The following is an 18,051-nucleotide window of genomic DNA, read 5'->3' as shown; positions in this document are numbered from 1 at the left end:
CTTTAGTCCCACCGTTAGCATTCCGCCAATCCCATTCTAGTTGTTGCCCGCCGATATCCGGAGCATTTGGGAAAAGAAAAGACCCCGACTCGCCAGTGCGAGCCGGGGTCTTCCTTGGGTGTTACGTCACAACTTGGACGGGTCGAAAATTCCGTCTGGAACGTCGCCGTGAATAATGCTCTGGTCGTCCAGATGCCGGATCTCGCTGTCGAGCCGCCCGAGCTCCCCCACGAGGCGAGCAAGCGCGTGTGCCGGGACACCGTTGTCGATCTCCCGCGCGATCTTCCAGCGAGCAACCGCTAGGAGGTCGCGGCGTTCGAGCTCGGTTGCGTCTGCCAGTGAGGTCACAACAGGCCCCAGAGGGCTGTCCTGGGCCGTTCTGGCGGTGTTCTTGGCCGTCATGTCAGTTGCCTTCCAAATCGTTTTTTGGCCGGAGGGGGATTCTCCGAAGGCCCAGAGGCCTTGGCACCGCCGTCTGGGGGGTGGGTGCCCGGGGGTGTCGATCAGCGCACGAACGCTGACCGAGCGGCCTGCACGAACGTCATGTCCTGCTTGCCCGACGCCGTGTCCGCCGCGGCGCCAGCGATCTGCTGGTAGCCGGCTTCCATGGCCTGCCCCCGTGCGATGTAGTCGGCAGAGGACGCGAGGCTGAGCTTGAGCCCGAGGCCGTACGCGTCCCATGCGTTGTACTTCGCTTCGCTGAGCGGGATGCTGTCCCACTGATCGAACGTCGGGTCGGTGAACCGCAGCATCCCGTTGCGGTTGTTCAGCGGCACGAACCGGGTCTGCATCGCCAGCGTCGTCCACGCACCGACGATGGTGTCGATGGTGGCGTTCGCCTGACTGGCCTTCGCCCACTGGTCCGCAGCCTCGCCACCCTGGCGAACCACCGCATCGGTGGCGGCGAGGCTGATCGGGCCGAGCTGAGCGGCGGTCGTCGCGATGTCCGCAGCGGCGGCGTTGAACGGCTCCTGCCACGCGGCCACCAGGTCGTCAGCACTGTCCGTGAGGGCTGCCACCAGGTCCTGCAACACCTTGCTGCGCACCTGCGTGGCGACCGCCTCGTTGCCGGCCGCTGCTGAGGTGACGATGCGCTGCACCTCGTGGTCGACATTCGGATCCTGTCCGGCGTCCAGGGCTGCGAGGACGGCGGTGGCGAGGGCGCCGTCACCGACGTAAACGGTGCGGAGTGCGGTGTCGGTCTTGGTGTATCGGGCGTACGCGTCCGCAACCGGCGTCGGCACTGCGACGCCGAGATTCTCGGTGGTGGTGATGATCGTGTTGATCATCGAAGCGGACGGGCCGGTCAGGTTCATGATGCTCATGTTGTTCTCCTTGTTGTGTACGGCCGGCTCAGTTGCTGGCCTTGAAGAGCTGCTCGAGGAACGTGGGTTCCTCAGGCGGCGAGGTGGAATCGTTCGGAGTGTCTCCCGCGTCCTCAACGGGCGGGGAGAACAGTCGGGTCAGGAAGGGGTTGGGATCGGTCATGGTCAGTCCTCCGTTGTCGGGTTCAGGTCGTCGAGCGCGAACGTGGCGAGCATCCGACGGATGGCTTCGACTGACTGCTGTTGCGGGTAGAGCTGCCGGACCGACATCGCTGCGATCCCGACCAGCGCCCCAACCGCGTTGACCACCGACCGGTCGCCGCCCTCCAACACCTCCCCCAGCGTGAAGTTCAGTTGCACGTCATCGCCCGTCATCGCCGCGAGCACCAGCCGGTACGCACGCGCTTGATCGGCCGCGGGAATGTCACTCACAGCTCCGACTCCTCTCCCGAGCCGATGTACCCGCCGTCCTCCAACGCACCCGCCAACCCCTCGACGAGACGACCGAGCAGGGTGTTGTACTTCCGCTCCCACTCATCCCGATCCGCCTCCGCAGCAACCGCGCGGTCCCGCCACTTCGTCGACGCTGACGTCCTCGACATGTCATCTCCTTCCATCACGCCGCACTCGCAGCGCTCATGTAGTTCCGGTGGTTGTCGTCCTGCACCCCACACCAGGGCACCGGACTGTCGACCGCGATCGGCTTGCTGCACACCACGCACGAACGCGAACCCCAGGCAGCAGGGACGACAGCAGGTGGAGCGGAAACCTCGCCCGTCTCGTTGTCGACGAACCAGCTCTCTTGATCCCTGCCTGCCTGTCCTTCCTGTCCTGTGCTGTCCTCGGGGACACGTCCCCGGGACGTCCCCCGGGACAGTCCCCCGGGAACGTCCCCCGGGACGTCAGTGAATGAGGGGGTGTCTCCGCTGCTGCTTCCCCTGCCTGCCCGCTGGCGCTGCTTCTTCTCGCGTTCGCGTCGGCGGGCGTTCTCGAGCACCTCGAGTTCGTGCCGGCTGGTCTGGTTCTGCTCGAAGTCCGATATGAGCCAGCCGTCGTCCACGACCGTCCAGAGCTCGCGAGTGACGAGGGTCGCTGCGATCTCGTCCGTCAGGAAGGGCACGAGCGGCACTTCGTCGGCGAGGATCAGGCCATCTGTCCTGTTCGACACTGACCAGAGCGTCGCGAACGACCATGCGCGGTACTCATCCGCGGAGAGCCGCAACACGCGTCGGTCAGACAGGTAGCGTTCGGGCAGTCGCGCGTCCGTCATCGCCCCTCCTTCCACGTGGGGAGGACGGCGGGTGCTGGGGATGACACCCGCCGTCCAGTCATGGTCACGGCCAATCAGGGACCGTGGGGTGTTCCGCGTCGGACGCGGCTTCGATTAGCGCGATCGCGAGCCGTCGAGCCTCGTCGGGGGCCAGCAGGGCGACGTTCATGGGCAGGGTGACTTCCACCATCTGCTCTGCCTCGTCGTGCGGCAGCGGAGCAGTGGTGACCTCGAGGTGGCCGCCCGAGAACCGGGCGTCGATGACCGCCATCAGCACATTCCCTCGAGACGGATCCGCGTCGTGGCTGCGACGATCTCCTCGGCGAGCGAGTGCGCTTCCGCCACGGTCATGTGGTGGTTGAGCTCGAGGGTGTACTCGTCGTTCGTGACGAGGAGCACGACTGTCGCCTCGCGCGTCTCGGGCTTGCCGTCGTCACCCACCCACCCGGTCGTGACCTCGACCATGCCGACGTTGGCCCGTTCGATCGGGCCGTCGTCCACCGCATGCGGCGTCGGGAAGTTGATGATGTCCATCAGCGGTTCCCCCAGATCGTCTCGGTGGAGACGCCCAGCGTCGCCGTCGCCCGGAGCACAGTCCACGCTGGGAAGTCGACTCCGATCCAGAGGCGCACGAAGCCCGCGAACGGGATGCCCGTTGCTTGTCGGAATCGCCTGGGGCTGAATCCCTGTTTGCGGGCCTCTCGTCGGATGTTCCGGCTGACCGCTCGGATCTGCTGCTTGGCAGTGTCAGTGGTGTGGTGGATGCTGAGCGTCGTACGCTTGGTCATGGTCGGATCTCCCTCGTAGGTGTTCTGGTCGTCAGGGCCGTCGAGTTGCCGCTCGGCGGTCCTTTTGGTTGCGGCGGTCATGCGGTGGCCTCGTTCGCGTCACCGATCGGCACGAGCTCCCAGACGGTCGCGAACGACCCCGCTCGTGTTGGCCTGCGTTCGCCCGTCGGTCGGATCGTCCCGGCGTGGTGCATCGCTGCGGTCCTCGTGCGGACGTTCTGCGGTGTCACACGACGCAGCCACGGCCGGCCCTCGACGTAGCGGTCGTACTCGTCGACCAGCTGCTCGTGCGTGAGCGGTCCGCGTGCGCCGAGCAGAACGCGGATCGTGGCGGCGACCTGCGACGTCTTGTCGTCGGTCTGCCGTCCCGCCGCGTCCCACGACGTCTCCGGGCTGCGGTCGCGCACCTTGCCGTCGTAGAAGCCGGGCATCAGGACGCCTCCGCGGTGCTGTTCCGGGCGCTGGCCTCGATCCAGGAATCGATGTCCTCAGCGCTGTAGAAGATCCGCTTCGGCGTGGGCTTGAAGTAACGAGGTCCACCCCGTCCGGTGAACCGCAGCTGAGCCAGATGGTTGCGCGTGATGCCGTAGATCTCCTCTACCTGCATCGGGGTGAGGTACTTGGTCATTCGATGCTCCTAACTTGCGAGGGCTTGACGTGACCAGAGAAGCATGTTTGCGACTCGCCGTCAAGCATGCGCAATGGCGAGCCCCTGACAGGGGCCGTACAGTGGCCCACGTGATACACGTCAAGAACGCGGCGACAAGGCGGAACACCCTCGACCTCGGGGACGGACTCGTCATCGTCCGCAAGTTCACCGCCGAGGTCGTACAGGACGACACCCTCCACTGGGGCGAAGACCGTAGGTCTCGGTTGCGCCTCGACATCGTTTGGAACGAGGCGGCCTACACCTATGAGATCTCGGAACTTTGCGTTACGTCCGAGGGTGGCGGCGAAGGGATCAACAGCGCGCTGCTACGCGAATTGCCCTTGGGCTGGATTCTCAAGATGTGTGTGAATCGAGGACTTCTACTCAAGGAGGGTGCCGGCAGCAAGGCTACCTATCAGTGGTTGAATAATGTCGCGAGCGACGAGTATTTCGGCGAACTGAGTAAGCAGGGGCCAAAGCCGGACACCCTTGCATCGGTATCTCGGATACATCGGCTAGCACGGATCAAGCTAGAGCCCCCGACGCAGTATGTCGCAGACGTATTCAGCATTCCCCATCGCACGGCGTCGCATTGGATCAAACTAGCCCGCGAACGGGGATTCCTGAATGAGTAACCATGGGTAGCGTCGTGCGCTACGAAACCGCGCGCAAAGAACAGCGGTACATGGTGCGGTACCGGACACCGGATCGCCGTCAAACCGACAAGCGCGGGTTCAAGACCAAGCGCGAGGCCGAGCTCTTCCTGGCTTCGGTCGAGGTCAGCAAGGCGCGTGGGGACTTCATCGACGAGTCCGCGGCTCGTGTCGCGGTCCGCGATCTCGGGACGCGCTGGATTGAGACGCGCACGCACCTCAAGCCGTCGTCCTTCCGCCCGCTTGAGATCGCGTGGCGGCTGCACGTCGAACCGAGGTGGGGCAAAGTGCCGGTCGGACAGGTACAGCACAGTGACGTGCAGGGGTGGGTGACCGGCCTCAGCGCAGAGAAGAGCGCGACCACCGTCCTTCGGGCATACGGGATTCTCGCGTCGATTCTCGATGTGGCGGTGGCGGATCGAAGAGTACCGACGAACCGCGCGCGCGGAGTCAAGCTTCCCCGAAAGGTGCCCAAGGAGCACGTGTACCTGACGCACCAACAGGTTCACGATTTGGCCGATGCGTCCGGTGGAAGGCGCACGCTCGTGCTCGTACTGGCCTACACGGGGCTGAGGTGGGGTGAAGCAATTGGCCTGCGAGTTCGTGACCTGGACCTACTGCGGAGGCGGCTCAATGTGAACGTCAACGCGGTGGAGGTCGGCGGGGACATCGAGGTGGGCACCCCGAAGACTCACAAGCGCCGCTCGCTGGTGTTCCCCGCCTTCCTGGCGAATGATCTGGCTCGGGCTTGCGAGGGGAAGGGCAGGGACGATCTCGTGTTTTCAGACAAGCACGGTGCCCACTTGCGCCGCACTCGAGTCTCGGATGGATCTCGATCCTGGTTCAAGACTGCGCTCGTGACGGCCGGCCTCGAGCCAATGACGATTCACGGGCTTCGGCACACCGCGGCGAGCCTCGCCGTGAGCTCGGGTGCGAATGTGAAGGCGGTGCAGCGGATGCTCGGGCATGCTTCCGCCGCTATGACCCTGGACGTGTACGCGGACCTCTTCGACGATGACCTCGAGGCACTCGCCGACCGCCTCGATCACGCTGCGCGGGAATCGATTGTGGGTAAAACGTGGGCAGGAGGCGCATCGCAGTAGCTACGAAGCCCCCTGCATCACCGGATGTACGCGGGTGCAGGGGGCTCGCGAAGTGCGGAGACGGTGGGATTTGAACCCACGGTTCCCAAAAGGGAACTCCACCTTAGCAGGGTGGTGCACTAGGCCTGACTATGCGACGTCTCCCGGTGCCCACCGGAGCGAGCACGCGACCACCATCATAGGGGAGCCGAGCGGCGGGCGGGACCACCGCCTCCCGGACCGGTGCGCCTGAGCCGCGCCACGCAGACCCTCGAAATGGGGACAACGCGCCCGTTGTCCGCCATTCTGGGGACTCGTAGCATCGGCTCCGTCGCGCGCGCGATCACATCCGGGTCGTCTGATCCGGTGCGCGGACACGTACACAGCAGAGGCGTCGCTCCTCGCGAGCCCCAGGGCGCGGCCGTATCCGATCGGCATGCGCGGGGTGGGGAGCGGCTCGAGGGGGCGCGGCCGTCGTGTCGCGTCCCCTCCTGTGCCGCTGCCCGTCGCGCGTCGTGTGCGAGCCCCGCAGATTGCTTCGGCCTGCCGCCGACGCCATGTCGACTCGCGTCCCAACGGGGTCGCCGGATCACCGCGGGGAGATCGGCACGATGGCGACGCGAGCAACGGAGCGACGGGTTGCTTGTTCGAATGATGCTCGCTAATCTACGGGCGGCCGGGTGTCGGGGGCTGGCGGTCATCGTGGTGGTCGACGCAACGAAGCGTTTTCCCGGGAGCTGGTCAACCGCAGCGGTGAGTCAGGGGCACATGCGAAGCGAGACGAGCGCACGACCAGGGCGGGCAGGGGAAACCGTCGTTGAATTTGCCGCGTTCTCGAAGTCGTTCGGGGAATTCCCCGCGGTGCAGGATCTGGATCTCGAGGTCCGCCGCGGCGAGGTGTTCGGTTTCCTCGGTCCCAACGGAGCAGGCAAGACGACCACCATCGAATGCATGGTGGGCTTGCAACGTCCCACCAGCGGAGTCATCCGCGTACTCGGACTCGACCCAGCCATCGAGCGACAAGCGATCACACGTCGTGTCGCGGTGCAGCCGCAGTCGGCGAGCCTCTTCGACACGCTCACCGTGCGGGAAACGCTCGAGCTGTTCGCCTCGTTCCACGAGCAACCCCGCCCCGTCGCGGACGTGCTCGCCGAGGTCGGTCTCTCGGATCAAGCGGTCGAACGGACGAAGGGATTGTCCGGCGGGCAGACGCGCCGGCTCCTCCTCGCTGTGGCCCTGGTCGCAGATCCCGAGGTCCTCGTCCTCGACGAACCGTCCGCGGGCCTCGATCCTGCGGCACGACAGGCACTGTGGCAGATCATCCACGGCCTGCGGGACAGGGGAACGACGATCGTCCTCTCCACACACCACATGGACGAAGCGACGACGGTCTGCGATCGTGTCGCCATCATCGTCGGCGGGCGCCTGGCTGCACTCGACAGCCCGGACGAGTTGATCCGTCAGCACGCGACCACCAGTGACGTCGCCTTCACCGTGGCCCCGACCGTCACCGATGAGCAGATCGGCGCCGCCCTGCGGACTCCGTACAGCTCCGAACCCGTGCTGGGAGGTGTCCGCGTGCAGGTCACGACAGAGGACCCGGACGAAATGATCCGTCGAGTGACGTTCGCCCGGACCCTGCGGGCTCGCGAGCTCAATGTCCGCCAGGCGAGCCTCGAGGACATCTTCCTGCAGCTCGCAGAACTGCCGGACGAACGTCGCGTGCGCCGGGGGGCGACGACGAAAGGGAACCGGCCATGAGAACCGCACCGAGCGCCTCCGCGCGGTCGACCCATCGCGACGCGTTCCGGCAACTGGTGTTGTTGAGCTCTCGAGAGCTGTTCCGGAACATCAAGACGGTCATCGCCTTGATGTTCATGTTCTTCTTCTTCCTGATCCTGATGGTCGGGATCGACTTCGTCATCAACGGCGGTCGGCCCGCTCCAGTTGCGTCGGTCGCGAACGGGCCACACAGCGCGCAGGTCGTCGAGGCGTTGCGGAACCGCGACATCGCCGTGCGGGCGGAGGACGCGGCGACCGCCAGGATCACGGTCGAGGATGACAGCGCGCGGATCGTGCTCGCCGGCAAGACCAAACCGGCGTGGAAGCACCTCGTCGCCGCGGTGCACTCCACCGGGATCCCGTCGGCGGACATCGTCGTCACTGATGCCTCCGGCGAGGCCGAGAACGACATACTCCGCGTCAATCTCGCCACGGTGCTGGTCACCGGGTTCATGGCGATCGCGTTCATGGGGACCTCCGTGCCGTTGGTCGCGCTCCGGCAACGCGGCACACTCCGGCTGCTCGGGACGACTCCGGTCAGACGGATGGCGTTCATCCTCGCGCAGAGCCCGGTGCGCTTGGCCCTGGGCATCGCCGAGGCGATCGTCATCGTGCTCATCGCCTGGAGCCAGGGGTACGTGGAGTCGTTCAACATCGTGCGACTGTTCGTGACCCTCGTCCTCGGGTTGGCGATGCTGTTCGCCTTCGCCTACCTCTTGGCGAGCCGGTCCGCCAACCCTGATGTGACCACACAGATCACCGGGTTCCTCCCGGTCATCGTCATCCTGACCTCCGGCACCGTCGTGCCGATCGACGTGTTCCCGAACGCAGTGCGCTCCATCACCGACGGGTTCCCGAGCACGTGGTTCATGCAGGCCATCGGGGCGGACATCACCGGGACGGACCCGTTCGTCTCGGTCTACTGGCTGTGGCTGATGATGGCCGCGGTCGGCATCGCAGCTGCGCTGCTCGCGGCGCGACTGTTCAAGTGGGACCAGGGCGAGCTGTAGTCGCGATGTTGAGGAGATGCCGCTGGCGTCCGCGGGTCGCTTGGGTGTCCCGGCCTTGTCGTTGCGCGGGCCTTACATAAGGTTGTGCCATAACCTTATGCAAGGAGGTGGCGACCGATGAGTTCAGGAGCGAGTCCGGCAGGGCAGGACGGTCCGGCGGTGCGGTACGAGGAGCGCGTGCTCCCGCCTGTGCACAACCCGGACCTGCTCTCGCGACGAGCAGCCGAGCGGCGTCGCGCGCCCTACCTCGCCGCCGTTCCACCGGCGATCGCCGCGATGCCCTTCACGATCCCCACCGAGGTCGTCGCCGAGGTCGATGACGCGTCCAGGACGATCACCCGATTCGACGGCGAGTTCGCGGGATTCCCGGCGCCGTTCTCGGCGGTCCTGCTCCGCAGCGAGTCCGCGTCGAGCTCGCAGATCGAGCACCTGACCTCCGGTGCGCGGGCCATCGCCGAGGCGGAGATCGACGAGCGGATCCAGGGCAACGCGCCGCTCATCGTGCGGAACGTCCGCGCCATGGAAGCAGCGATCGCCCTCGCCGACGACATCAGCGACGCGACGATCATCGAGATGCACCGCCAGTTGCTCGAGAGCTCCGCACCCCGGCTGGTCGGCGGGTACCGCGCGGAGCAGGTGTGGATCGGGGGCGCACTCCCGCACGACGCGGCGTTCGTCCCGCCGCACCACGAACGCGTGGCGGATGCGATGGCCGATCTCGTCGCGTTCACCAGGCGGACGGACCTCCCCGTCCTCGTCCAGGCGGCCGTCGCACATGCGCAGTTCGAGACCATCCACCCGTTCCCCGACGGGAACGGCCGGACGGGCCGCGCGCTCGTGCAGGCCATCCTCCGCAACGGTCGGCTGATCCGACACATGACGATCCCGGTCAGCAGCGGCATCCTCACGGACGTCGACGCGTACTTCGATGCGCTCGACGCCTATCGGCGGGGGGACGTGGCCCCGATCGTGGCCGTGTTCGCGACGGCCTCACTCGCAGCGCTCCGCAACGCGACCGTGCTCGCCGAGGACTTGGCGCGACTGCAGCGCGAGTGGGACGGTCGGTTGACGGGCCTCCGTGCGGACTCGACGGCGCGACGGCTCGCGCGGGTGTCCATCGAGCACCCGGCACTCAACGCTCGGCTCGCACGCGAGCGCACGGGCGCAAGCCAACCGGCGGTGGACAACGCGCTGCAGCAGTTGACCGAGCGCGGGATCCTCCGGATGGTCAACGGCCAGCGGCGGAACCGGGTGTGGCTGAACCCGGAGGTGCTCGACGCCCTCGACGCCTTCGCGGAGCGGAGCGGCCGGCGCCAGGATCCGTCGTACTGACGACCCTCCGGACACCGCCGCTTCGGAGGTACGCGAGGACTCCTCGCGACCCCTATGCTGACGCTGATCGGTGGATCCGGTCGCAGCGCCGCGGACCCGAACCCGGCGGCGCACGGAGGGGAAGATGCGCAAGCGCGCCATCACCATCGGCCTCGTGCTCACGGCGGTCGCGGTCGCCGGGGTGGGCAACGCCACCGCCGCCGAGGCAGCCACCACCAAGTACGCCAACTGCACCGCCGTGCACAAGGTCTACTCGGGCGGCATCGCCAAGACCTCGGTGACGTACAACACGGTGCACCACACCAACGGCACGGTCGAGCACCGCAAGCTCAAGGGCACCGTCAAGAAGGACAACGCCCTGTACTCGGCGAACAGCAAGCTCGACGCCGACAAGGACGGGATCGCCTGCGAGGCGGACTGACCCGGCGCCCCTCGGCGGCCGCGCCAGCGGGATGAGCCGCGGAACGGACCAGGAGCCGCGCATCGCCCCGGTTCACAGTCCGTTCCGCGGCTCATCGACGCCGGTGCGACGTCGGTGCGACGTCGGTGCGAGTCGGTGCGACGCCGCGCGACGGCGGAGGCGGTGCGCCGCCTCAGACGAGGATCGCGTCGTGCGGCAGCAGCGCGTGCACGCCCCACGTCTGGTTCGCGATCTGGGTGACCCGCATGCTGACGGCGACACTCGCCATCGCCAGGGCCTGCGCGCGGGTGACGTCGTGCAGCGCAGCGATCCAGTCGACCATGGCGTTGAGGGCCGTGGCGGTCGCCGCGTTGAGGTCGGCGTCGAACCCGAAGGTGATCCGACCCGCCGGGGTGTCGGCGTGGACGCCCGGGACCGGTGCCGTGTCGAGCAGGGACAGCGTCATCGTCGTCGTCATGTCGCACTCGACGGCGGTGCCCGAGACCTCGCCGTCGCCCTGCGCCGCGTGGCCGTCGCCGACGAACAGGAGCGCGTCCGGCACGGTGACCGGGAGGTACAGCGTCGCGCCTGCGACGAGCTCGCGGCAGTCGATGTTCCCGCCGCCGACGGGCCGCGGCGGGATGGTCGAGTGCTCGCCGGTCGGCTCGGGAGGCACGCCCACGACGCCGAGGAACGGTGCGGTCCGGACGCCCAGGCCGAGCTGGTTCCGTGCCACGCCGGCCTCGGCGTCGATGTCCCAGAGCAGCGGCCCCCGCGTCGCGGTGTCGGCGAGACCGAGGGCCCGGTTCAGCTCGTTGTCGACGCCGCCCGAGCCGGTGTAGCCCCAGGTCCCGGGGACCAGGGCGTCGAACCGCACGGCGAGCACCTGCCCGGGCAGCGCGCCGGTGAGCGCGACGGGGCCGACGAGGCAGTGGCCGCGGCGGCTCGTGATGAGTGTCGGGACCTCCTGGCCCGGCTCCTGCTGCCGTTCGAGGTACCCGGCCGCGCTCAGCGTGCGGACGGTGACGGTGTCGCCGGGGGACGCCCGCAGGACGGGCGCGCGCTCCGCCGTGAAGACGTCGATCGCCGTGTCGGTCGTGGGCTCGAGAACGTGGTCCGCCATGCACCGATCCTGCCACCGAGAGGGGTACAGGACGGCGCCCGCCGTCGCGGAGGGGGCTGCCATCGGCCCGAGGTAGCATTCCCGGACACGTCCTACGAGCCTGGAGGTCCGGCTTGCCACACAGCGCTGACGTCGCCGATCCGGGGGGACCGGGCGGGGCGGGGGCATCGTTCCCGGTCGACGAGATCCGCTCCGCGGGCGACGCGATCGTGCGTGCGGTGGGCACGGTCGTGGACGGCAAGACCGAGGCGATCCGCACCGCGCTGACGGTCATGCTGGCCGAGGGGCACCTGCTCGTGGAGGACGTCCCGGGTGTCGGCAAGACCGTGCTCGCGAAGGCCCTCGCGGCCACGGTCGGTGGGTCGGTGAGCCGCATCCAGTTCACGAGCGACATGCTGCCGTCCGACGTGACGGGCGTGAACATCTACGACCAGGCGTCCGGGTCCTTTCGGTTCGCCCCCGGGCCCGTGTTCGCGAACGTGGTCATCGGTGACGAGATCAACCGGACGAGCCCCAAGACCCAGTCCGCCCTGCTCGAGGCCATGGCGGAGTCGCAGGTCACGGTCGACGGCGTGACACGGCCCCTCGAGTCGCCGTTCATGATCGTCGCGACGCAGAATCCCATCGACATGGAGGGCACGTACCCACTGCCCGAGGCACAGCGTGACCGCTTCATGGCCCGTATCACGATGGGCTACCCGAGCCTCGACGCCGAACGCGAGATGCTCCGCAGCCGTGGCGTCGGCGACCCGATGTCGGCACTGCGGCCCATCGTCGACGTCGCGACCCTCGCGGCGATGATCCGGGCCGTGCACGCCGTGCACGTCGCGCCCGACGTCGAGGGCTACGTCGTCGACATCGTCCGCTCGACCCGGAGGCACCCGGACCTGCTGCTCGGTGCGAGTCCGCGGTCGACCCTGCACCTCGCCGGTGCTGCACGGGCTCGCGCCGCGCTCGAGGGTCGTCCGTTCGTCACCCCCGACGACGTCGCCGCGCTCGCCCCGGTCGTGCTCGCGCACCGCCTCGTGCCCGTCGCCCGGAACCTCGGCGGCGGTGCCGAGGACGCCGCTCGTGACGTCGTCGTCCGTATCGTCGCCGACACGGCGGTGCCGTTCGGCGCCGCGGCCGTGCCGTCCTGATGCCCGGGACCCGCCGCGGTCGGGTCGCCCTGCCGCGCCCGACCTCACGTGGGTGGACCACGGTCGCGGTGGGCATCGGTCTGGTCGGGGCCGGGCTCGTGGCGACGACGAGCCTCGCGGTGACGGCCGGGCTCCTCGTCCTCGTGCTCGTCGTCCTCGGCGCCGTCGTCGCGATGGTCGCCGCCGGACCGATCCGGGCGACGCGGCAGGTCCCGCGTACGACGATCGAGGCCGGTGCCGTGTTCCGCGCCACGCTGCTGGTCGAGGGTCGGCAGCGGGCGCTCGGCGTCGTGCGGGTGCTCGTGCGTGACCGCCTCGACGACCACTTCGCATCGGCAGGGGACCTCGAGGCCCTCGTCGACGTCGGGTCGGGTCGTCCCCCGGCGCGGCTCACCGTCGAGGCCATCGCCGCGCGCCGCGGTCGTCCCCGGTTGGGTCCGGCGACGGTCCGTGTCGCCGACCCGTTCGGACTCGTCCACGTCGACCGGGTCGTCGTGGCGGCGCAGGAGATCGTCGTCGTGCCCCGCACCACGGTGCTCGGCGCGATCGAGACGGGCGTGCTCTCGGGTGCGGTCTCGGCCGAGGCCGGACGAACCGGCCAAGGCGGGTCCGCGGACGACAGCGAACTCCGGCCCTACCGACCGGGCGATCCCATCCGCCGCGTGCACTGGGGGCAGAGCGCCAAGCGCGGCGAACTCCACGTCCGGCAGACCGCACAGGCCCAGCCGCCCGAGGCGACCGTCCTGCTCGACGTGCGCCGCGCCTCCTACCAGGAGCTCGGCCGCGACCCGTTCGCCGAGCTGTCCGACATGGCCGGGGACGCCGCGTTCGAGCACGCGGTCGTCGTCGCCGCGAGCGTCGCACGGGTGCTCGCCGCGCGGACGTCCCGCGTCGCCCTCGTCACCGCGGACGACGTCCAGCCGTCGCCCGCGGGGGACCTGGCGTCCGTGCTCGTCGGACTCGCCGACGTCACGCTGCGCTCCGACGCGCGCCCGGTGGCCGAGGTCCTGCCCGAGGTCCGTGCCGTCGACGTGCACGGCATGACCGCGGTCGTCACGGGCCAGTGCACGGCGGAGCAGGCGTCAGAGCTCGTCGCTCGCACGCCCCCGGCCTCGCGCGGGCTCCTCGTGGCGATCACGCCACCGGACGCAGCCGCTCGCGGGGTCCTCGACCGTGCCGGATGGCGCGTCCTCGTGGTTCCCGTGGGCGGGAGTGTCCGATGACCGACACCGCCCGTCGCCCGGTCACGGGCCGTGACGTCCTCGAGCGCGACGACCGCACCGACGAGGACCCGGGCACGCCGAGCCGCACGCTCGTGGCCGCCGCGGCGCTGCCCGTGGTCGTGGCGTCGCTCGCCGTCCGCCCGCTCGTGCAGGGGATCGCGTGGTGGGTCTCCGCGCTCGTCGTCACCGCCCTGCTCGTGGGCGTGATGCTCGCCGTCCGCACCCGCCCGCGGTGGGCCCGCTTCGTCGCGCTCGTCGTCACCCTCGTCGGCGGCTCATGCGCGCTGGCGATCCTCGACGGCACGGAGCCGCTCGGGTGGCTCGACCGCAGCGGCGCGCTCGGGCAGGCGCTGCTCGCGATCAAGGTGAACCCCGCGCCGCTCCCCGAGACCGACGCGGTGCAGCTCGTCGTGTCCGTCACGCTCGTCTGGACCGCCGGCGTCGCCCTGTTCGTCGCGGTCATCGCGCCCACGGCCGCCCTCGCCGCCGTGCCCGCGTTCGTCGCACTCGTCGTCCCGGGGACCGTGACGGGAACGGCGCCGAGCGTGGTGCTCGTCGTGCTCACGGGCATGGCGTTCCTGCTCGTCCTCTGGTTGTCGGTCCGGCCCGTGCAGCAGGCGTTCCCGGCGATGGTGATCGGCGCGGTCGCCCTCGTCGTCGCGGTGGGCCTGCCGACCGTCGTCCCGATCGACGCCAGCTGGCTGTCGGGGGTCACGGGCGCGATCCAGGCCCCGATCAACCCCGGGCGCCCCGGCACCCTCCTCAAACTCGGTGACGACCTGCGGCGTCCGAGCGAGATCGAGGTGTTCCGCTACCGGACGACGACGGGGGTGCCGGAGTACCTCAAGCTCGCGGACCTCGACGAGTTCGGCACGGGCGACTGGGTGCCCTCGGTGGTCGATGCCAGCACCGCCCCGAGTGCCGACCAGGGCCAGTTCGCCACCGGGGTGAACCCGCGGGTCGCCAGCCGCGAGGACGTCCAGGTCCGGGTCACGGGGCTGTCGAGCCAGTACCTGCCGCTGCCGTCGGGTGCGGTCGGGATCCAGTCCCGGTCGACCGCGCTCGACCTCACCCAGTGGCGGTGGATGGGGCGGTCGAACACCGTCCGGTCCACCGGGCAGACGACCCGCCGCGGCGACGTCTACCAGGCGTACGGGGTCGCGACGTTCGCCAACCCCTACCTCGACGCGATCGCCCAGCACGGTCGCTTCGGCATGATCGCGAGTGGCGACTGGAACCGTCCGACGTCCGCCCAGCTCCACACCGACCTCCAGCTGCCGCGCAACCTCCCCGGGAGCATCCGCGCCGCCGCCGAGCGCGTCGCCGGGACGGCGGGTGACCAGTACGAGCAGGCACGCGCACTCGAGTCGTGGTTCCGGAGCGGCCGCTTCACCTACTCCGAGACGGCGCCCGTCGAGCAGGGGTACGACGGCGACAGCATGGACGTCGTCGCGAAGTTCCTGCAGGTGCGGGCCGGGTACTGCGTGCACTTCGCCTCGGCGATGGCGGTCATGGCCCGGGTGCTCGGGATCCCGTCGCGCATCGCGGTCGGGTACCGGCCGGGCGGCACGCAGAAGGACGGCGAGTACGTCGTCTCGAACCGGCAGCTGCACTCGTGGCCCGAGTTGTACATCAAGGGCGCCGGCTGGGTGGGCTTCGAGCCGACGCCGGTCGCACAGGACCAGTCGGACGCCGAGCTGCCCGCCACCGCGTCGCCGACCTCGCTCCCGACGGTCACGCCCCTCCGCTCCGCGCCCGCGAACCAGCCGACCGCGCAGCCCTCGTCGGCGTCGCCGACGCCGGATGCTGCGTCCGGCGCTGGCACGGGCGGACCGGACGGCGGCTCGGCGACGTGGGAGATCGCCCTCGCGGTCCTCGTGGCGCTCGGTGCGCTGGTCGGTCCGGGACTGTTCCGCACCCTCCGCCGTCGTCGACGTCTCGGACTGGTCCAGACCGGTCGCGATCCCGCCGCGAACGCCTGGCGCGAGGTGATCGACGACGTCGCCGACCACGGGTTCACGCCGGCGACGGTGCCGCCGGACGATCCCGCGCTCGCGGCCCGGACGGCCCGAGCGGTGCTGACGCGCCTGGGCGCCACCCTGCCGCCGGTGACGCTGACGCCGCTGGGGACGGTGGTCGACGCGCTCGACCGCGAGCGCTACGCACGACCGGGTACCGCACCGGTCGACCAGGACCGGTTGCGGGACGCCGTTCGGGAGGTCCGGGTCGGGCTCGACGCAGCCGTGTCACCCTGGCGCCGGGTGCTGTCCCGGGTGTGGCCGCCGTCTCTCGCGCCGTCGAGAGCGTGGACCGGTCGCGGGCGCCGACATGCCGCACCGCAGGCGCCGCGACCCGCCGAGTAGGTCCCGTCGCGACCCGCCGAGGAGGTCCCCGCCGCGCTGCTGAGGACGTGCTGCAACCGGCCCCGAGGCGGTGTCCCGGCCCGCCGCCGAGTAGACAGGACGGGTGGACGGACTCGAGCTCGCCGTCGTGCTCGGCGCGACCATCCTCGTCGGGGGCGTGGTCGCCCAACGCATCCGCGTCGCGGCGCCGCTCGTCCTCCTGGTGCTGGGCGCGGGGGTCGGGTTCCTGCCGGGGCTCGGCGGCGTGCGGCTGCCGTCCGAAGCGGTGCTGCTGCTGTTCCTCCCCGCACTCCTGTACTGGGAGTCCCTCAACACGTCACTGCGCGAGATCCGGAGCAACCTGCGCACGATCGCGCTGCTCGCGGTGGGTCTCGTGTTCGCCACGGCCGCGGTGGTCGCGGTCGTCGCACACCTGCTCGGGCTGACCTGGGCGCTGTCGATCACGCTCGGCGCGGTCCTCGCCCCGACCGACGCCACGGCGGTCGCTGCGGTGGCCGCGCGGTTGCCCCGGCGGCTCATCACGACGCTGCGGGCCGAGAGCCTCGTCAACGACGGCACCGCGCTCGTCCTCTACTCGGTCGCCGTGGGCGCCGTGGTGAGCGGGCAGGACATCGACGTGTGGGGCGCGGTCGTGCGGTTCTTCGCCTCGTACGGGTTCGGCATCGCGATCGGCCTGGCGGTCGGTCTCATCGTCTACTGGGTGCGGCGGTACCTCGACAACCGGCTGCTCGAGAACACGCTCAGCGTGCTCACCCCGTTCCTCGCGTACCTGCCCGCCGAGCTGTTCGGCGTCTCCGGGGTCGTCTCGGTGGTCACGGCGGGGTTGCTCCTGACGCAGATCGGGCACCGCGTCATCAGTGCGCACGCGCGGGTCCAGGGGTACGGCTTCTGGCAGGTCACGTCCTACCTGCTCAACGGCGCGCTGTTCGTGCTCGTCGGACTCGACTTCCACCCGACGCTCCTCGCCGTGCTCCACGACGACTGGGTGACGGCACTCGCGCTCGGGCTCGGGAGCACCGCCGCGGTGATCGGCATGCGGTTCCTCTGGGTCAACACGACCCCGTACGCGAGCCGGTTGCTCGACCGGCGGGCGGGGGAGCGCGACCGGCACCTGCACTTCCGGGAGCGCATGCCGATCGCGTGGGCCGGGTTCCGGGGTGCGGTGTCCCTCGCGGCCGCGCTCGGTGTCCCGCGCGCCATGTCCGACGGGAGCCCGGTCCACGACCGCGACCTCGTCATCGCGGCGACGTTCGTCGTCATCCTCGTGACGCTCGTGGTCGAGGGACTCACGATGCCCGTGATCGTGCGATGGGCACGCCTGCCCGAGGATCCCGAGGAGCAACGGGAGGAGATCGAGGCAGAGCGGGCGGCCCTGCAGGGGGCGCTCGATTCGCTCGACGACGTCGCGAGCCGGCTCGAGTCGCCCGAGGAGGTCCGCGAGGACCTGCGCGCCGACTACGGGCGCCGCCTCGAGCGGCTGCGGCGCGATGCGGAGGCCGCCGAGGGCGACGCCGCGGCGGCGAGTCGGGCGGCGGCGGACGCCGGGGTGACCGTGTCCGCCGCGGTGATCGGCGGCACGGGCGGATCGGCCGGCGAAGCCATGGCTGCAGGTGCCGACGGCCCCGACGCGGAGGACCTGATCGGCGGGGCTGCTGAGGATGCGACGGACGGCGAGCCCGACGAGATCCAGCTCGAACGGGAGGCCGAGCAGGCCGACATCGCGCTGCGGCTCGCGCTGCTCGAAGCGAAGCGGACGGCCGTCGACGACCTCCGACGCTCCCGGGCCATCGACGACGCGGTGATGCGTCGCGTGCAGGGCCGGTTCGACGTCGAGGAGCTCCGCCTCGCCGCGATCAGCGAGGACGACTGAACCGAGCCCGAGCAGATGGCGGCGGACCGGGACGGCGGGCGA

At 69.7% G+C, this 18,051-nt stretch carries 22 protein-coding genes and 1 tRNA gene; 10 read left to right on the top strand and 13 right to left on the bottom strand.

What is annotated here, in order from left to right:
- Positions 1 to 126 precede the first annotated feature (126 nt).
- From DEI81_RS08000 to DEI81_RS07960, 11 genes are all read right to left on the bottom strand, one after another.
- Positions 127 to 402 carry a hypothetical protein gene (locus DEI81_RS08000; RefSeq protein WP_111010105.1) on the bottom strand — a complete coding sequence of 92 codons (276 nt, stop codon included), beginning with the start codon at positions 400 to 402 and terminating at the stop codon, positions 127 to 129.
- Between the two features lie 101 nt (positions 403 to 503).
- Positions 504 to 1,316, bottom strand: coding sequence for a hypothetical protein (locus tag DEI81_RS07995; protein WP_146244043.1), 813 nt, complete (start codon positions 1,314 to 1,316; stop codon positions 504 to 506).
- A gap of 37 nt (positions 1,317 to 1,353) precedes the next feature.
- Positions 1,354 to 1,488 carry a hypothetical protein gene (locus DEI81_RS16530; protein WP_258368564.1) on the bottom strand — a complete coding sequence of 45 codons (135 nt, stop codon included), beginning with the start codon at positions 1,486 to 1,488 and terminating at the stop codon, positions 1,354 to 1,356.
- Positions 1,489 to 1,490: 2 nt separating this feature from the next.
- Entirely contained in the window at positions 1,491 to 1,757 is a 267-nt protein-coding gene (locus DEI81_RS07990) for a hypothetical protein (RefSeq protein ID WP_111010101.1), read from the bottom strand.
- Complete coding sequence (locus DEI81_RS16200) at positions 1,754 to 1,927, bottom strand: hypothetical protein (protein WP_181435349.1); 174 nt, start codon at positions 1,925 to 1,927, stop codon at positions 1,754 to 1,756. The genes DEI81_RS07990 and DEI81_RS16200 overlap by 4 nt, the downstream gene beginning before the upstream one ends.
- A gap of 14 nt (positions 1,928 to 1,941) precedes the next feature.
- Positions 1,942 to 2,595, bottom strand: coding sequence for a hypothetical protein (locus tag DEI81_RS07985; RefSeq protein WP_111010099.1), 654 nt, complete (start codon positions 2,593 to 2,595; stop codon positions 1,942 to 1,944).
- A gap of 64 nt (positions 2,596 to 2,659) precedes the next feature.
- Positions 2,660 to 2,866, bottom strand: a complete 207-nt coding sequence (locus DEI81_RS07980; RefSeq protein WP_146244042.1) for a hypothetical protein — start codon at positions 2,864 to 2,866, stop codon at positions 2,660 to 2,662.
- On the bottom strand, positions 2,866 to 3,129 hold the full coding sequence (locus tag DEI81_RS07975; RefSeq protein WP_111010095.1) for a hypothetical protein: 264 nt from the start codon (positions 3,127 to 3,129) through the stop codon (positions 2,866 to 2,868). The genes DEI81_RS07980 and DEI81_RS07975 overlap by 1 nt, the downstream gene beginning before the upstream one ends.
- On the bottom strand, positions 3,129 to 3,464 hold the full coding sequence (locus DEI81_RS07970; protein ID WP_111010094.1) for a hypothetical protein: 336 nt from the start codon (positions 3,462 to 3,464) through the stop codon (positions 3,129 to 3,131). Before DEI81_RS07970 ends, DEI81_RS07975 begins: the two co-directional genes overlap by 1 nt.
- Entirely contained in the window at positions 3,461 to 3,814 is a 354-nt protein-coding gene (locus tag DEI81_RS07965; RefSeq protein WP_111010092.1) for a hypothetical protein, read from the bottom strand. The genes DEI81_RS07970 and DEI81_RS07965 overlap by 4 nt, the downstream gene beginning before the upstream one ends.
- Positions 3,814 to 4,011 carry an AlpA family transcriptional regulator gene (locus DEI81_RS07960; RefSeq protein WP_111010090.1) on the bottom strand — a complete coding sequence of 66 codons (198 nt, stop codon included), beginning with the start codon at positions 4,009 to 4,011 and terminating at the stop codon, positions 3,814 to 3,816. Before DEI81_RS07960 ends, DEI81_RS07965 begins: the two co-directional genes overlap by 1 nt.
- Before the next feature lie 110 nt (positions 4,012 to 4,121).
- On the opposite strand from DEI81_RS07960, the gene DEI81_RS07955 reads away from it, so the two are divergent.
- A complete protein-coding gene (locus tag DEI81_RS07955) occupies positions 4,122 to 4,667 on the top strand; it encodes a hypothetical protein (protein ID WP_146244041.1) in 546 nt (181 codons plus the stop codon).
- 2 nt (positions 4,668 to 4,669) lie between these two features.
- Positions 4,670 to 5,788, top strand: coding sequence for a tyrosine-type recombinase/integrase (locus tag DEI81_RS07950; RefSeq protein ID WP_111010086.1), 1,119 nt, complete (start codon positions 4,670 to 4,672; stop codon positions 5,786 to 5,788).
- A 55-nt stretch (positions 5,789 to 5,843) separates the two neighbouring features.
- On the opposite strand, the gene DEI81_RS07945 is transcribed toward DEI81_RS07950, so the two are convergent.
- A tRNA-Ser gene (locus DEI81_RS07945) sits at positions 5,844 to 5,932 on the bottom strand.
- Between the two features lie 486 nt (positions 5,933 to 6,418).
- Between DEI81_RS07945 and DEI81_RS07940 the strand changes: the two genes are divergently transcribed.
- From DEI81_RS07940 to DEI81_RS07925, 4 genes are all read left to right on the top strand, one after another.
- Positions 6,419 to 7,528, top strand: coding sequence for an ABC transporter ATP-binding protein (locus DEI81_RS07940; protein WP_181435348.1), 1,110 nt, complete (start codon positions 6,419 to 6,421; stop codon positions 7,526 to 7,528).
- A complete protein-coding gene (locus tag DEI81_RS07935) occupies positions 7,525 to 8,559 on the top strand; it encodes an ABC transporter permease (protein ID WP_111010082.1) in 1,035 nt (344 codons plus the stop codon). Before DEI81_RS07940 ends, DEI81_RS07935 begins: the two co-directional genes overlap by 4 nt.
- Positions 8,560 to 8,676: 117 nt before the next feature.
- Entirely contained in the window at positions 8,677 to 9,891 is a 1,215-nt protein-coding gene (locus DEI81_RS07930) for a Fic family protein (protein WP_111010080.1), read from the top strand.
- Positions 9,892 to 10,015: 124 nt separating this feature from the next.
- Positions 10,016 to 10,312 (top strand): excalibur calcium-binding domain-containing protein, encoded by a 297-nt coding sequence (locus DEI81_RS07925; RefSeq protein ID WP_111010079.1) that lies wholly within the window; start codon positions 10,016 to 10,018, stop codon positions 10,310 to 10,312.
- A 172-nt stretch (positions 10,313 to 10,484) separates the two neighbouring features.
- Here DEI81_RS07925 and DEI81_RS07920 read toward each other — a convergent pair whose 3' ends face one another.
- Positions 10,485 to 11,414 (bottom strand): acetamidase/formamidase family protein, encoded by a 930-nt coding sequence (locus DEI81_RS07920; protein WP_111010077.1) that lies wholly within the window; start codon positions 11,412 to 11,414, stop codon positions 10,485 to 10,487.
- 113 nt (positions 11,415 to 11,527) lie between these two features.
- Here DEI81_RS07920 and DEI81_RS07915 point away from each other — a divergent pair, with 113 nt between their 5' ends.
- The 4 genes from DEI81_RS07915 to DEI81_RS07900 all read left to right on the top strand — a co-directional run bounded on the left by DEI81_RS07915 (position 11,528) and on the right by DEI81_RS07900 (position 18,009).
- A complete protein-coding gene (locus DEI81_RS07915) occupies positions 11,528 to 12,553 on the top strand; it encodes a MoxR family ATPase (protein WP_111010075.1) in 1,026 nt (341 codons plus the stop codon).
- Between the two features lie 68 nt (positions 12,554 to 12,621).
- Positions 12,622 to 13,776, top strand: coding sequence for a DUF58 domain-containing protein (locus tag DEI81_RS07910; protein WP_181435347.1), 1,155 nt, complete (start codon positions 12,622 to 12,624; stop codon positions 13,774 to 13,776).
- A complete protein-coding gene (locus tag DEI81_RS07905) occupies positions 13,773 to 16,139 on the top strand; it encodes a DUF3488 and transglutaminase-like domain-containing protein (RefSeq protein WP_111010071.1) in 2,367 nt (788 codons plus the stop codon). The genes DEI81_RS07910 and DEI81_RS07905 overlap by 4 nt, the downstream gene beginning before the upstream one ends.
- A 103-nt stretch (positions 16,140 to 16,242) precedes the next feature.
- Positions 16,243 to 18,009 (top strand): Na+/H+ antiporter, encoded by a 1,767-nt coding sequence (locus DEI81_RS07900; protein ID WP_111010069.1) that lies wholly within the window; start codon positions 16,243 to 16,245, stop codon positions 18,007 to 18,009.
- The last annotated feature ends 42 nt before the right edge of the window (positions 18,010 to 18,051 follow it).

The organism is Curtobacterium sp. MCBD17_013 (assembly GCF_003234565.1).
Taxonomy (GTDB): Bacteria; Actinomycetota; Actinomycetes; order Actinomycetales; family Microbacteriaceae; genus Curtobacterium.
Note: the sequence above shows the minus strand (reverse complement) of the source record. Positions and strands in the feature narration are given on the sequence as shown.